A 15245-nucleotide genomic window follows, 5' to 3' on the forward strand; every position below is an offset into this window, starting at 1 on the left:
CTCTTTCACTTGCAATAATCAAAACTTTTTACTGAGCAAGAGTTATTGGAAACTCACAGCGGAAAGTACTCCCCTTACCAAGCACACTTTTAATTTGTAAATAGGCGTTATGTTTTTCTAAAACATGCTTAACAATCGCTAATCCCAAACCGGTTCCACCCGTAACACGTGAGCGATCTTTATCCACACGATAAAAGCGTTCTGTTAAACGAGGGATATGTTCTTGAGAAATACCTAACCCATTGTCTTCTACTTCAAATACCACGTGCTTCTTATTGGCAAACCAACGCACATAGATATCACCCCCGTCTGGCGAGTAACGGACCGCATTAGACACCAGGTTCATAAAGACACTTTTTAGAGGTTCAGGATAACCATTGATTTTGAGCGTTTCATCAATCTCAAAGAAAAATCGATGACTTTCTCCACCTAACTGCTGAGCATCAGTTTCAAGTTGTTTTAATTTTTTAGGCACATCAACCAGTTCTTTTTCAGCCGTAATAGACTCTGATTCAATAGTGGATAGAGTGAGTAAATCTTCAATAATAGACTGCATTCGATGTGATTGAGTTTCCATATGTTCGAGAGGTAAACGCCAGTTTTGTTGGTGTTCTCCAGGCGTGTCAAGCATGACCTCTAAATAACCTCTAAGCACGGTGAGTGGTGTACGTAATTCATGAGAGGCGTTGGCAATAAAATCACGGCGAATCTGAGCTAACTGGTAAAGTTCGGTAATATCTCTAACCACTAAAAGTTTGTGATTTTCAAAATATGGAATAATTTGCATTTGATAAGTACGTGACATTTTATAGGCAGAGTTCACCGTCAACGCATTTGAGAAATCTCGTTTTTTGAGATATTGAATGAATTCCGGTTGTCTAATAACGGATTCAATTTTACTGCCTTTATCTTGACGTCTTATACCTAAAAGAGACTTAGAAACGGTGTTAAACCATTCAATATTGTTGCTTTGGTCAAGTGAGACAATTGCATCAGGAATGAGCATTGAGGCTGCTTTAAATTGCTCTGATTTATAAAAATTCAGGTCGGCATGTTTTTCTAAAGCTCGTTGCTTCTTAGACACTAAATAAGTTAGTTCACTCCAAAAACCTGAAGCGGGAGGATGAGTATTTAGCTTACGGGCATCCATCCAGTCTTCAAATCTTTTCATGCTCCATAATTGACGGGCCATGTAAAAAACAATGAAAGCCAACAATGTAGCCAACCAGAAACCAGTAATCCAGGCAAAAAACAGCATTAACCAAGCAATGGTCACAATCCAGGTTAATTCACGCTTAATACCGTTAGTCAGCAAAATTAATCCTCAACAACCGAAAAGCGATAACCAGAACCTCTAATAGTTTGAATATAATCCGCAACATTAGTTGGTTCTAATAACTTACGTAAACGTCTGATATGAACATCAACCGTACGCTCCTCAACCACAACGTTAACGCCCCAAACATGATCCAATAATTGTGCTCTTGAAAAGACTCTATTTGGATGCGTCATAAAGAAATGAATTAAATTGAATTCCGTTGGTCCCAATCTTACTTCTTCATCAGCAACGTAAAAACGGTGTGACTCTAAATCTAAACGCATACTACCCGCTGTAAACTGATTAACGTCAACCTTTTCATTGGTTTGACGTCTCAATAACGCTTGAATACGGGCGATTAACGCTCTAGGTGAAAACGGCTTTACTACAAAGTCATCAACACCAGAGTCAAACCCTTTAACTTGATCTTCTTCTTCACCACGTGCCGTTAGCATAATAATGGGAATTGCTTTTGTTTTATCATTTTGACGAAGCCTTTGAGCTAAAGCTACTCCTGGAGTTCCTGGCATCATCCAATCTAAAAGAATTAAATCAGGTGCGTCGTTTAGGGCAATTTTCCAACCTTCTTCTGCATTGTTTGCCTCACTAACAAGGTAGTTAGAGGCTGTTAAAGTAAACTTTAACATATCACGGATAGCAGCTTCATCCTCGATAACTAACACTTTATTTTGCCCCATAAAGACTCCCCAAAAGTTAATAATTTATATTTATTCTTTACTTAAAGTACTTAAAAATGAATCTAATTTTTCAGAATTCATATGACGAACATCTTTACCTTTGACTAAGTAAATAATACTTTCGGCAATATTTACAATATGGGCTGAAATACGTTCACAAGCTCTTATAGAAAAGAACATTTGCATTATATATTCTGCTAAGTCTTCTGTATTATTATTCAAAGCTTCATTGATTTCTATTAATGCTTTCTTTTTTATCTCAGAAATTCGATTATCGTCATCAAAAACATCACCTAACTGAGATATATCAAGTTGTGCAAAGGCATTTAATGTTTTTTTAAGAACATCTAAATCAATTGACACCATTTCCATAAGGGCACCATAACCAGGCAAAACCTCGCAAGGTACCTCTTTAACTTTAGACATTTTAGTTGCCAGTTTTGATGCATTAACAGCCTCATCACCAATTCGCTCTAAGTCAACAGCAATACGAATAGAACTGACTACCAAGCGCAAATCTGAAGCAGTTGGTTGTTGTCGTGCCAATACACGTGCACATAAACGATCAATCTCTAATTCTTCTTTATTAACAATCTTATCAACTTGTTTAATCTCTTTAGCTAAACTCTTATCTTCACACTTAACAGCTTCAACAGTGCTTTTAATCTGAGCCTCAACAAGCCCACCCATTGAAAGAATGTGATTAAATAGTTCTTCTAAATTCTGATTGTATTGACCAGAGATGTGGGACTTAAAAAGTTCTCTTTCCATTTTGTTATTCCTATGCACAAGTTTTAAAAACAGTAATCAAATGGTTTTAAAATGTTTTAACCATATCGACCAGTAATATAGTCTTCAGTTCGTTTTACTTGCGGATTGGTAAACAAACTGTCGGTATCGGTGTATTCAATTAAATCACCCATATACATAAAGGCTGTGTAATCAGATACACGTGCCGCTTGTTGCATATTGTGAGTAACAATCAAAATTGTAAATTCTTTTTTCAGCTCAAAAATCAACTCTTCAATCGCCAAAGTTGAAATTGGATCAAGTGCTGAAGTTGGTTCATCTAATAGTAAAACTTCTGGTTTAATGGCAATTGCACGTGCAATACACAAACGTTGTTGCTGACCACCTGACATACCCAAGGCATTTTCATCCAAACGGTCTTTAACTTCCTCCCAAAGGCCTGCACCTTTCAGAGCCCACTCTACCGCCTCATCTAATACATTTTTATCTTTTACACCTTGCAGACGTAAACCATAACAAACGTTTTCATAGATAGATTTTGGAAAAGGGTTGGGTTTTTGAAACACCATACCTACACGACGACGCAAAGCAGAAACATCCATATTTTTTGCGTACATATCATCACCATGCAGAGTCATTTGACCATCCACATTAACAATATCAATTAGATCATTCATACGGTTAAAACAACGTAGTAAGGTTGACTTACCACAGCCTGAAGGCCCAATAAATGCGGTTACACGGTTTTCTGGTATATGCATATTAATGGCATTTAAAGCTTGCTTGGTTCCGTAATATAAATTCCAATCTTTTACTTCAATGGCAATTTTTTCATTTGCTAAAGACATAGCTCTATCTTCTCTGTCTAGTGCGATTGATAAGCTTTGTTCACTCATAAAACTTTCCTTATTTCGTTGTATTTACTTTAGTAAATCAACACTTAAATATGTAATTTATTGCTAAGTGGCGTAAAAGTTAACGCCAATTTAATTTATAAAATTTGATTAATGCTCTAGGGCTTTATATTTCTCACGTAAGCGATTACGGATAGAAATAGCACCAATATTTAAACCAACAATGATAATGACCAGTAATAATGAAGTTGCATACACCAGTGGTTGTGAGGCTTCAACGTTAGGACTTTGAAAACCTACATCATAAATATGGAAACCTAAGTGCATAAACTTTCTATCTAAATGCACAAAAGGAGCAATGGAATCAACAGGAAGCTCAGGTGCAAGTTTAACCACACCGACCAACATTAATGGAGCCACCTCACCAGCCGCACGGGCAATAGCTAAAATTAGCCCCGTCATAATCGCAGGCGTTGCCATTGGTAGCACTATTTTCATTATGGTTTCAGATTTGGTAGCCCCTAACGCCAAGCCTCCTTCTCTGAGCGATCTTGGAATACGAGATAAACCTTCTTCAGTAGAAACAATCACTACAGGCAGTGTTAATAGTGCCATGGTAACCGCAGCCCATAAAAGGCCTGGTGTTCCAAACGTTGGGCTTGGTAATTTGTAGTTATAAAACAACTCATCTATTGAGCCACCCAAAATATAAACAAAAAAACCTAACCCAAAAATACCAAAGACAATAGAAGGAACCCCTGCCAAATTATTGATTGATATTCTTACCATGCGTAACAATGGACCATCTTTTGCGTATTCACGCATATAAACGGCCGCAACAACACCCATTGGGGTCACTAAGATTGTCATTAACAAAACCATAGTAATGGTACCGATCATGGCTGGGAAAATACCGCCTTCAGTATTAGCCTCACGAGGATCGTCTAATAAAAAACTACTCACAGAATGACCAAAAAATGCCAACTTTTCTGCAAAATTCATATTGTTTGGTTGCCAAAAATTAACCACTTTTTTAAACGGTATCGTGAGCTTTTTACCGCCACTAATTTCAAGTGTCATATCGCCGTAGTTTTCTAACTTCTTATACAAAACCTGAGTTTGCTTTTGATACTCAGAAAATTGCTTTTGATATGCATCACGCTCTGCTTGAATTTTCGCCGCTTCTGCATCCGTGAATTCACCTTTTGCTTTAAGCTTTTTCTCTTCAAAACGCAGTTGCTCAATTTTGTAATTTATTTCACCAATTTTTATTTTTTCAATATGATGAATTTCATTGTGAGTCTCAGTACTATGCTTAAGCTGCTTTTTAATAAGTGGTAATAAGTTTGTCTGATTAGTAATCTTTTGACCATTGATATTTGCACTCACTAAATGACCAAAAACATTGCCGTATTCGTAACGTTCAACCACCATGACATCTTTTGATAATTGGTCAATTGGTCCATCAATCACATCGCTGTTAATCCATCTAAAATCAATACCATATACATCGCGATTACCCACTTTAATAAGGTATTGATTCACAGGTGTTTCAACACCTGTTTTTGGATCAGTTGCATGTCCTGTTTTTTCATCTCTAAGCTCACCAATCACGGTTTCTTTTTGACCATTTTCATTTAAATGAATCTCATAAACAGCATGTGGCCAAAAATGTACACCACCTTTATACGCAATCATTCCCATCAGGCCAAACACCAGCACTACACTGATACTTACCATTGCAGAACTCATCCAAATCCAGTGTTCACCCTTGTTAATCCATTCTTTCATCTCATAGACTCCTATAGTGAACCGTATTTGCGACGCATACGTTGGCGAACAACTTCAGCAAGCGTGTTAAAAATAAAGGTAAAAATAAACAGTACCAGGCCTGCTAAAAACAATACACGATAGTGAGAACTTGCCACTTCTGCCTCAGCCATCTCTACCGCTAAGTTTGCTGATAAAGTTCTCATACCTTCAAAGATATTTACTTCCATTAGAGGCGTGTTACCTGAAGCCATTAATACAATCATTGTCTCTCCCACACCTCTACCAAAACCAAGCATTATTGCCGAGAAAATACCTGGACTTGCTGTAGGAATAACAACTCCCATGAGAGTCTGCCAACCACTCGCGCCCAGAGCTAATGAGCCGTTTACTAAATAACTTGGCACGTTATAAATAGCATCTTCGGTAACCGAGAAGATGGTAGGAATAAGAGCAAAACCCATAGCAAAACCAATAACCATGGCATTACGTTGGTCAAAATCAATACCTGCTGAAGCGGTTAACCAGTGACGCATATTGCCATCAAACATTAAATTTTCAATTGGCCCGCTCATTTGCAAGGAAAACCAGCCCAAGAAAACAACTACAGGCATCATTAACACGGCACGTTTACCCGTTGGTATAAACAATCTTATGTTCTCAGGCAATCTTGACCAAGCAAAACCAAATGCAACAATACCTAGAGGCAACACCAGGAGTATTGCAAAGAATCCAGCTAAATGCGCTTCCATATAAGGTGCTAACCACAAACCAGCTAAGAAACCTAAAATAACGGTTGGAAGTGCCTCAATCATCTCAACTGATGGCTTGACCCATTGGCGTGTAGCTTTATCCATAAAAAAGGCTGTATAAATTGCCGCTAAAATAGCAATAGGAATAGCAAATAACATTGAATATAGAGCGGCTTTAATAGTACCGAACGTTAACGGCATTAAAGAAAATTTTGGTTCAAAATCGGCACTGGCAGAAGACGACTGCCATGTATAAGTTGGCTCCTCATAGCCCTCATACCAAACCTTGCCCCATAAGCTATGGAAAGACACATCTGGATGTTCATTATCGATATCAAAATGCGTTAATAAGCCATTCGTTGTTTCAACCAAAGCTCCATTTGCACGTGGAGCAATAGTGACCAAGTTAGCATCTGCATCACTCACTTTTTCTGACGCTAAGTGGCGTTCTGAAGTTGAATGGTAAAGATTAAAATTACCAGCAGCATCTGTAGCGGCAAAACCTTTTCGAGAAAGCTCAATACCAATCGACTCAATAGGTGAATCGCTGATTTTAAATTGACGAATTGGTTTTAAGGAAAAATCATTCTGTTCATCACGCACTGGAAACCACTGATAAATATGACCCTTATTGGTACCAATCATCAATGAATAATCACCCAATAAAAAACGAATCGTAGTCGGTTTTTCATCGCCTGTCGTTAGATTAACGTGCTGAATTAATTTTGGATTTGATAAATCTGAAATATCATAATAATCCGTAACACCGTCTTTAGAGATGGTGTATAGATTACGACCACTACCGTCAATCATTAACCACTTAACTGGCATGTTACTTTGAAACTGGGATTCACCATCTTGCTCTAAAGTGATATCGTCAGAAAGCATTGATTCAACTTTTGTAAAGGATTTTAAATCAACTGATTTCCCATTTTTAACCTGATAAGCAATTTTTAATTCAGAATCAGATGCTTTAGCGGTAATTGCTGAGATTGCGACATCTGCTAATTTCACCCCATCTTCACCAAATGGATAAGTCACTTTTGGAGTAATGGTTCTAACATCATTTGGATAACTCACGTTATAACCATATTGAGCAAATAAAACTCGACCGTCAGAAAGCCCAAACACCAATAAATGTTTAATTTCATCAACCACTTGATAGGCAGTAATTTTGGCACCGTTTAGAGGAAGCTTTCTATCAAAACTCACTGCTCCATCTTTAACATTAAAACCAATCAAATTACCCGTATCGGTAAAACGGATTGCAGAAGATTGATATTCATCAATACCGTAGTAAAGGGTTTTTTCTTGCTGGTTTCCAGGCACAGCATACTCTGAAACTTTAGTTACCGTAGCAGGCACAAACAGTGGCAAAACAACGTAAAGCAAAAAAAACATAATGAGTAGAACTGAAAAAATAACACTCATTCCACCAATCGAAATTACATATTTAGAAATGGCATCTTTTACATTTCTTCGACGAATTCTTTTATCAAACGCCTTACCGCTTAATACCGCATCCAATTTAGTTTGAATCTTTGCAGTCATAACTGATTAACCTGTTTATGATTTCAATTGATTTACTCCCTTGCTAGCTTTATCAAAATTAATTAACAAAAGCATTAGGGGATATTTAATATTTTACGAATGTTACCAATCGAATATGACAGGTAAATTGCATTTTAGGTCTTTCACCCTCTCAGCTTGTAATAAAACTGTAACATTAACGCCAGCCCCAGCCATCAACACCTACCCTTTCGCACCATTATTTTTATATAAACGCACTAGATTGGGGCTTTAGTCTTTTTAGCTGCAAAACAAACCATCCACACATATACACTTAACCCATTGAAAAAAAAGGCCTTTAAAACATTGGAAAAAAATATTGGATTCCTGGCACGGTTCACGCTATTATCACTATGTTATAAATTTATATTCACTAGATGAAAAAGGACATGAACAATGCCACAAGCAATTTTCGATTTAATGAAAGAAAATGATGTTAAATGGGTAGATTTACGTTTTACAGACACTCACGGTAAAGAGCAACACGTAACAATTCCAGCATCTAAAGTTGATGAGGATTTCTTTACTGACGGAGAAACTTTTGATGGTTCTTCTATTCAAGGCTGGAAAGGTATTAATAACTCAGACATGATTCTTATGCCACAAACTGATGGTTATGTCATGGACCCTTTCACTAACGATCCTACACTTATCATCCGCTGCATGATTGTTGAGCCTGCTACGATGGAAGGTTATGAAAAAGATCCACGTGCAATCGCTCAAAAAGCTGAAGCTTATTTAAAATCAACAGGTGTAGCAGACTCAGCATTCTTTGGCCCAGAACCAGAATTCTTCATTTTTGATGACGTTCGCTGGGGTGCTGATATGTCAGGTTCTTTTGTTAAGATTGATGCTGATGAAGCAGCTTGGAACTCTGAAAAAGTATTTACTGACGGTAACGTTGGTCACCGTCCGAGCATCAAAGGTGGTTACTTCCCAGTTCCTCCTGTAGATCAACTACATGAATTGCGTGCAGACATCTGTGCAATGGCAGAAGCAATGGGCCTTAACCTAGAAGCTCACCACCATGAAGTTGCAACAGCTGGTCAATGTGAACTTGCTGTAGCAGGTAACACTTTAACAGCAAAAGCTGATGAAGTTCAGATTCTAAAATACTGCGTACACAACACAGCTCACGCTTTAGGTAAGACAGCGACTTTCATGCCTAAGCCTATTGTTGGTGATAACGGTTCTGGTATGCACATCAACCAATCTTTATCTAAAGATGGCAAAAACATTTTTGCTGGTGATGTTTACTCTGGTCTTTCACAAGAAGCAATCTACTATATTGGTGGCTTAATGAAGCATGCACGTGCTTTGAATGCATTCACTAACCCTGGAACAAACTCTTATAAGCGTTTAGTACCTGGTTTTGAAGCTCCAATCCTACTTGCTTATTCTGGTTCTAACCGTTCAGCTTCTATTCGTATTCCATATGCTCCTTCTGAGCGTTCGCGTCGTGTAGAACTGCGTTTCCCTGATCCAACAGCTAACCCATACCTTGCATTCACTGCTTCATTAATGGCAGGTCTTGACGGGATTATCAATAAAATCGATCCAGGTGCTCCATCTGAAAAAGATTTATATGACCTTCCTCCAGAAGAAGAAGCAACTTACAACACTGTTTGTGCCTCTTTAGAAGAAGCTCTAGATGCACTTGATAAAGACCGTGAGTTCTTGAAAGCAGGTGGCGTTATGACTGATCTAATGATTGACGCTTATATCGATCTTAAAATGGAAGAAGTTACACGTTTACGTGCAACTACTCACCCAATTGAGTTTGACATGTACTACTCTTCTTAATCTTTTTAGATTAACTGAGAAAAAAACCGCCTTTACGGCGGTTTTTTTATCTCCTAAATTTAGGAAATTTACTTTAGTAAATCAAAATAATTAAGCCATTAACAAATTCCAAAGTCCTTCAACGGCCTCTCGCTCCTCTAAATAACAAGTCTGCTCAACAATAGGTTTTTCATTTTGCAATGCCACGCGATGATATTTTGAACGATAAACCTTATAAGCGCCTACAAGCTGTTCCACCTGATCGTGAGACAACAAACCTACTTGCTCAATCGCCTCTAATATTCTCACATTATCTGAAAACTCGGTTAAGGATGGATATTCATTTGCATAGGCCAAAACTAGATACTGAACCATAAATTCAATATCCACAATTCCACCCACCCCTTGTTTTAAATCAAACTCTTCAGCATTTGATTTATCAAGAGCTTGACGCATTTTATTACGCATATCAACCACTTCTTGCTTAACCACTGCTTTATCACGAGCTCTTTGTAAAAACTCATTCTTAAAGTTATCAAAAGCCGTGCGACTTTGCTCATCACCCACTACCGCTCTTACTCGCGTTAGGGCTTGATGCTCCCAGTTCCAAGCCTTATTTTCAATATAAGTCTTATAACTTTCAAAATCAGTCACAATCATACCTGACGCACCATTAGGGCGTAATCGTGTATCAACTTCGTAAAGAACACCTGCCGGCATAAGCGTTGTCATTAGGGAGATAATCTTTTGTCCCATACGCACAAAAAACAGTGAGTTTTCCAACTGTCGACCACGTTCATTAGTAGCTGATGCGCTAGGACTCAAACCTTCATACAACAGAACAATGTCCAAATCAGAACCATAACCAAGTTCAATCCCTCCTACTTTTCCATAGCCTAACACTAAAAATGGATTTCTAGGATTCTCAGGATTTAAACCACCTGGCACACCACTTTTTTTAATCATCAACTGCCACGCAAATTCAACAACACCATTTAGAGCAGCTTCAGCAATCCAGGTTAGATAGTCACTGACTTTCATAATGGGCACACTACCTGTTACATCAGCAGCAGCTACCTTAAACACCTGAGCATGGCGCCACTGCCTAATTTGTTCCATAAAACACTCTTCATCACCTGAACAACCATCTAATATGGCGGTAACCTCTTCATTTAAGGATTCAAGCTCCAATGGAGCATACAACGAACGCTCATCAATTAACTGATCCATTAACGCCGGATATTTAGCCAACATATCAGTTAACCAAGCACTGACTTCAATTAATTTGACTAAATTTTTTAATGCTTGTGGGTTCTCGTTTAACAGCACCAAATAAACACTTCTTTGTACCACTTTTTCAACGATCTTTAGTGCCCTGGTTAGCATCTCTTCACTGTAGCCCTGCTTAAATAATTCGTTCAAAAGCAATGGCATAAAAGAGTTTAAACGCTCAACACCTTCCGTTCCCAAATGGGCAACCGACCGACTTTGTTTAAACGCTTTAATATGTCTTATAAATGCATTTGGATCATCCAGACCAAACTCAGTAATATCTTCTTCAGCTTCTATACCACTTAACCAAACTTTGCTCCAGTTATTCACCTCTGTACTTACTGCTTCAACTGCAAAAACCTCTTTAAATTGGCCTTCAACAAAATCACGATGTTGATTTAATACTTCTAAAAAAGCGGCATAATCAGCAAATCCCATTGAGTGAGCCAGACAATTCTGTTGATATTCATCTGACGGTAAATCATGAGTTTGCTGGTCATTCCATTCTTGCAAACGATTCTCTGCCCTGCGTAAGAAAATATAAGCCTCTAACAGTGCATCATGCTCTTTTTTCTCTATAAAACCACGCTCTAATAAGTGTTGCAGAGTTGGGATTAATCGACGCCCTTGTAAACCATGATCTCTGCCGCCGTGAACCAATTGAAATGCTTGAACAATAAACTCAATCTCTCGAATACCACCTGGCCCAAGTTTGACATTTTGCAACATACCTTTCTTTTGTACTTCAGCCATAATCATTTGTTTAAGTTCACGCAATGATTCCATAGCACTAAAATCAACATATCTTCGGTACACAAATGGCTGCAGTATATTAAACATGTACTTACACTCATTTTTATCACCTGCCATTGCGCGAGCTTTAACCAAAGCGTAACGCTCCCATGCTCGGCCATGAAGTTCATAGTAATGCTCTAAACCTGCAAAACTTATTGCCAAAGGTCCCGCATCACCAAATGGTCGTAATCGCATATCAACACGGTACACAAAACCATCTTCAGTATAATCAACCAATGATTTATTTACGGCCTGCCCTAGCCTGGTAAAAAATTGATCATTAGGGATACTTCGTGTCGCCCCTTCGGTTTTACCTTGCTCAGGATAGGCAAAAATCAAATCAATATCGGATGAGAAGTTAAGCTCTTGCCCACCGAGTTTTCCCATCCCAATAACAATCATCTTCTGCTGTTCTTTAGACGTTTCCCCCATAGGCGTTCCATATCGTTGGCAAAAACGTTGGTAATTCCAGTCTAATGAAGCATTAACTAAGGCATCAGCCAGCTCAGAGGCAGCTAACATCACTTCTTCTAATTCTGAAAAACCCATGAGGTCTCGTAATGCCATTCGTCCCATCTGCCAGTTACGTTGAATCCGTAAACGTTTAACCAAGTCCTTTTCATCTTGAGCCTGAATGACATCTGCATAAACCTGTTGATAAAGCTCACCTTGCGGCCATTGTTCAATATAATTCGCTTCCTCCAGCAAATCCGGGAACTTTTGCGTTAAACGCTCTGTAAATGGACTCCACGACAAGGCTTGGGCAATTGAATAGTTCATTTTTTCTCCACAACATCAAATCGACATTTGACTTAATTTACAAATAAAACAAGTAAACATACTTGTCTTACATCAACACTTATATCATTAAGGCTCGAGCATTAAGGGTCAAGCACTAAAACAGCTTATAAAATATAAATATATAAAATTGTTTTACGCTCATCAGACAACTCCCAAATCTCAGAGGGTTCTATATTTGGTACAGCAAAGCTATTACTTACAAAAATAGAGCCTGGCAACATTTCATCTTTAACTTTTTCCCATAGCCTAGGCATCGGCTCTGGTGATAAAAAAGCATAAACAACATCATAATAAGCAAGTTCGGTTTTCCATATATCCATTGCAAAAGTCCTACCTCCCCTAAAAGAGGTAATAAACTTAGAAATAATATAAGGCACAGGAGCAGTCTCAACACCGTGAGACTCAATCACTGATTTTTGTTGAGACATAAAGGCAACATTACCGCCCAAGCCACATCCTAAATCTAAAAATCGAATATTTCGTTTTCGTTTCACTAACGTTTTTAATGCCTCACGAGTAGTATTATTTGTTAAATATAAAGGCACTCTCTCTTTAAACGCATTTGAAAAAATTAACCACACTAAAACAAATAAAATTAATGCCCAAATCGGGTTAAATTCTATCAACACCCCAATATAGAGACCTATGGGTAAAAAGAATTGAATCCAACGCCACCAACAAGGTAAACCGAATTTACAACTCACAGCTGATGAGACAACAGCCTGAATCAAAACCAACAACCAATAAGGGTATGGAGGCATGATAAAAAAATGAGCCAAATACACACCTAAAGCTAAAAAAACCAGCACAACAAACTGTATTAAAAACGCTAAAAATATCTTGGGAAACTTATACAAACCCACACCTCAACAAACCGCACCAAATAAAAACACAAACGCACTAAAAGGGAACGGTAAAAATAAAATAAAAGCACTTACATGCCAAAAAACCACCGAAAAACACATATAACATATTGTTTTTATGAGGCTTTTAAATTCATGGCACGCCCAATGTTTATAACACCCTGAACATATAATATTAATTAATCCGAGGGGTTAGTATGAAACTGGTAGTTGCAATTATCAAACCTTTTAAACTCGATGACGTACGTGAAGCACTTCATGACATTGATGTGCAGGGTATGACAGTAACCGAGTCTAAAGGTTTTGGCCGTCAAAAAGGTCACACTGAAATCTATCGTGGAGCTGAATACGCGATTGAATTTCTTCCTAAAATCCGCTTAGAAATTGCTGTAAGTGACGAAAAGCTAGATAGCGTTATTGAAGCAATCAATTCGTCAGCTAAAACAGGAAAAATCGGAGACGGCAAAATCTTTGTTATGCCTCTAGAACAAACTGTGCGTATTCGTACAGAAGAAACTGGCGACATCGCTCTTTAAGAAAGGAATTTGATTATGGAACAAATATCACAATTAAGTTACGCACTTGATACCTTTTATTTTCTAATGTCTGGTGCATTAGTTATGTGGATGGCAGCCGGTTTCGCGATGCTTGAAGCAGGTCTAGTACGTACAAAAAACACAACCGAAATCTTAGCTAAGAACGTAGGTCTTTTTGCCATCGCTTGTATTATGTACATGCTAGTTGGTTATAACATTATGTATCCTGGTGAAGCCGTAAATAGCTTCTTCCCTGGTATTAGCTTCCTTATTGGTGGTGATAACGCAGTTGCTGACGTTGTTGCTGGCGGTGATGATGCTCCTTATTACTCAGGTATGTCTGACTTCTTCTTCCAAGTAGTATTTGTTGCAACAGCTATGTCTGTTGTATCTGGTGCTGTTGCTGAACGTATGAAGTTAATGTCATTCTTTGTTTTCGCTATCGTATTCACAGCTTTCATTTACCCAATGCAAGGTTTCTGGAAATGGGGGGGTGGTTTCCTAGATGGTTTAGGTTTCCTTGACTTCGCTGGTTCTGGTGTTGTTCACATGGCTGGTGCATCTGCCGCTTTAGCTGGTGTATTACTACTAGGTGCTCGTAAAGGTAAATATGGTCCAAACGGTGAGTCTCGTGCAATCCCTGGTGCTAACCTTCCACTTGCAACTTTAGGTACATTTATCCTATGGTTAGGTTGGTTTGGTTTCAACGGTGGTTCTGAGCTTAAAATCTCAAACGTTGATGAAGCAAATGCTGTAGCTATGGTTTTTGTTAACACACTTATGGCTGCTGCTGGTGGTGTAATCGGTGCGTTACTAATGTCTAAAATCAAGTTTGGAAAAGCTGATTTAACTATGATGTTAAACGGTGCTTTAGCTGGTCTTGTAGCAATCACTGCAGAACCTCTAACTCCAACAGCTATGGAGTCAACGTTAATTGGTCTTGTTGGTGGTATCATCGTAGTATTAGCTATCCTATTCATCGACTCTAAACTAAAAATTGATGATCCAGTAGGTGCTATCTCAGTTCACGGTGTAGTTGGTATCTTTGGTCTAATTGCTGTAACGTTCACAAACCCAGATGCGACTATCGTTGCACAGTTAACTGGTATCGGTGTGATCTTTGCATGGGTATTCGTAACAAGCTTAATTGTTTGGGGTGTTATCAAAGCAGTTATGGGCATCCGCGTTACTGAAGAAGAAGAGTACGAAGGTGTTGACCAATCTGAATGTGGAATGGAAGCTTACCCAGAGTTTACAAAATAACATTCAATATTTAATAAAGTCTTAAAACTAAATAGTGTTTATCTAGAAAACACAACCTCCTCATAGAGTTTAGTTTAAACCCCGCCCCCAGCGGGGTTTTTTTATACCTAAATTTTATTCGTAACAACTTCTCTAAAATAGGTTTAATAGACTTAAAGCAAAGCGAGTTACTTTTACAAGTAACCTGCATTTTGATAAAAAACAAAAAAGCCCCAGATAAAA

The 15245-nt window shown here is 38.2% G+C and carries 11 protein-coding genes; 3 read left to right on the plus strand and 8 right to left on the minus strand.

The annotated features are described in order from the left end of the window. Positions 1-28: 28 nt before the first annotated feature. The 6 genes from phoR to ACORJQ_RS11205 all read right to left on the minus strand — a co-directional run bounded on the left by phoR (position 29) and on the right by ACORJQ_RS11205 (position 7693). Complete coding sequence (gene phoR / locus ACORJQ_RS11180; RefSeq protein WP_321324569.1) at positions 29-1315, minus strand: phosphate regulon sensor histidine kinase PhoR; 1287 nt, start codon at positions 1313-1315, stop codon at positions 29-31. Positions 1316-1317: 2 nt separating this feature from the next. Continuing rightward, complete coding sequence (gene phoB / locus ACORJQ_RS11185) at positions 1318-2016, minus strand: phosphate regulon transcriptional regulator PhoB (protein ID WP_321324570.1); 699 nt, start codon at positions 2014-2016, stop codon at positions 1318-1320. A gap of 30 nt (positions 2017-2046) precedes the next feature. Beyond that, entirely contained in the window at positions 2047-2787 is a 741-nt protein-coding gene (phoU, locus tag ACORJQ_RS11190) for a phosphate signaling complex protein PhoU (RefSeq protein ID WP_321324573.1), read from the minus strand. A 56-nt stretch (positions 2788-2843) separates the two neighbouring features. Next, on the minus strand, positions 2844-3662 hold the full coding sequence (gene pstB / locus ACORJQ_RS11195; protein WP_321324575.1) for a phosphate ABC transporter ATP-binding protein PstB: 819 nt from the start codon (positions 3660-3662) through the stop codon (positions 2844-2846). Between the two features lie 108 nt (positions 3663-3770). Next, complete coding sequence (gene pstA / locus ACORJQ_RS11200; protein WP_321324577.1) at positions 3771-5411, minus strand: phosphate ABC transporter permease PstA; 1641 nt, start codon at positions 5409-5411, stop codon at positions 3771-3773. An 11-nt stretch (positions 5412-5422) separates the two neighbouring features. Next, positions 5423-7693, minus strand: a complete 2271-nt coding sequence (locus tag ACORJQ_RS11205; protein WP_321324579.1) for an ABC transporter permease subunit — start codon at positions 7691-7693, stop codon at positions 5423-5425. A gap of 414 nt (positions 7694-8107) precedes the next feature. Between ACORJQ_RS11205 and glnA the strand changes: the two genes are divergently transcribed. Then, positions 8108-9514, plus strand: a complete 1407-nt coding sequence (gene glnA / locus ACORJQ_RS11210) for a type I glutamate--ammonia ligase (RefSeq protein WP_321324581.1) — start codon at positions 8108-8110, stop codon at positions 9512-9514. A 90-nt stretch (positions 9515-9604) separates the two neighbouring features. Here glnA and glnE read toward each other — a convergent pair whose 3' ends face one another. Next, positions 9605-12340, minus strand: a complete 2736-nt coding sequence (glnE, locus tag ACORJQ_RS11215; protein ID WP_321324583.1) for a bifunctional [glutamate--ammonia ligase]-adenylyl-L-tyrosine phosphorylase/[glutamate--ammonia-ligase] adenylyltransferase — start codon at positions 12338-12340, stop codon at positions 9605-9607. Between the two features lie 125 nt (positions 12341-12465). Further along, positions 12466-13146 (minus strand): class I SAM-dependent methyltransferase, encoded by a 681-nt coding sequence (locus ACORJQ_RS11220; protein ID WP_321326882.1) that lies wholly within the window; start codon positions 13144-13146, stop codon positions 12466-12468. A 275-nt stretch (positions 13147-13421) separates the two neighbouring features. Here ACORJQ_RS11220 and ACORJQ_RS11225 point away from each other — a divergent pair, with 275 nt between their 5' ends. Together ACORJQ_RS11225 and ACORJQ_RS11230 are read left to right on the plus strand one after the other, a co-directional pair. Continuing rightward, on the plus strand, positions 13422-13760 hold the full coding sequence (locus ACORJQ_RS11225) for a P-II family nitrogen regulator (protein ID WP_321324584.1): 339 nt from the start codon (positions 13422-13424) through the stop codon (positions 13758-13760). 15 nt (positions 13761-13775) lie between these two features. Then, on the plus strand, positions 13776-15023 hold the full coding sequence (locus ACORJQ_RS11230) for an ammonium transporter AmtB (RefSeq protein ID WP_321324586.1): 1248 nt from the start codon (positions 13776-13778) through the stop codon (positions 15021-15023). Positions 15024-15245 lie beyond the last annotated feature (222 nt).

This window comes from Thiomicrorhabdus sp., assembly GCF_963662555.1.
Lineage (GTDB): Bacteria > Pseudomonadota > Gammaproteobacteria > Thiomicrospirales > Thiomicrospiraceae > Thiomicrorhabdus.

Excerpts from the sequence above, each read along its gene's own strand:
- phoB (WP_321324570.1), bottom strand. The coding sequence starts at position 2,016 with ATGGGGCAAAATAAAGTGTTAGTTATCGAGGATGAAGCTGCTATCCGT.
- phoU (WP_321324573.1), bottom strand. The coding sequence starts at position 2,787 with ATGGAAAGAGAACTTTTTAAGTCCCACATCTCTGGTCAATACAATCAG.
- pstB (WP_321324575.1), bottom strand. The coding sequence starts at position 3,662 with ATGAGTGAACAAAGCTTATCAATCGCACTAGACAGAGAAGATAGAGCT.
- pstA (WP_321324577.1), bottom strand. The coding sequence starts at position 5,411 with ATGAAAGAATGGATTAACAAGGGTGAACACTGGATTTGGATGAGTTCT.
- ACORJQ_RS11205 (WP_321324579.1), bottom strand. The coding sequence starts at position 7,693 with ATGACTGCAAAGATTCAAACTAAATTGGATGCGGTATTAAGCGGTAAG.
- glnA (WP_321324581.1), top strand. The coding sequence starts at position 8,108 with ATGCCACAAGCAATTTTCGATTTAATGAAAGAAAATGATGTTAAATGG.
- glnE (WP_321324583.1), bottom strand. The coding sequence starts at position 12,340 with ATGAACTATTCAATTGCCCAAGCCTTGTCGTGGAGTCCATTTACAGAG.
- ACORJQ_RS11225 (WP_321324584.1), top strand. The coding sequence starts at position 13,422 with ATGAAACTGGTAGTTGCAATTATCAAACCTTTTAAACTCGATGACGTA.
- ACORJQ_RS11230 (WP_321324586.1), top strand. The coding sequence starts at position 13,776 with ATGGAACAAATATCACAATTAAGTTACGCACTTGATACCTTTTATTTT.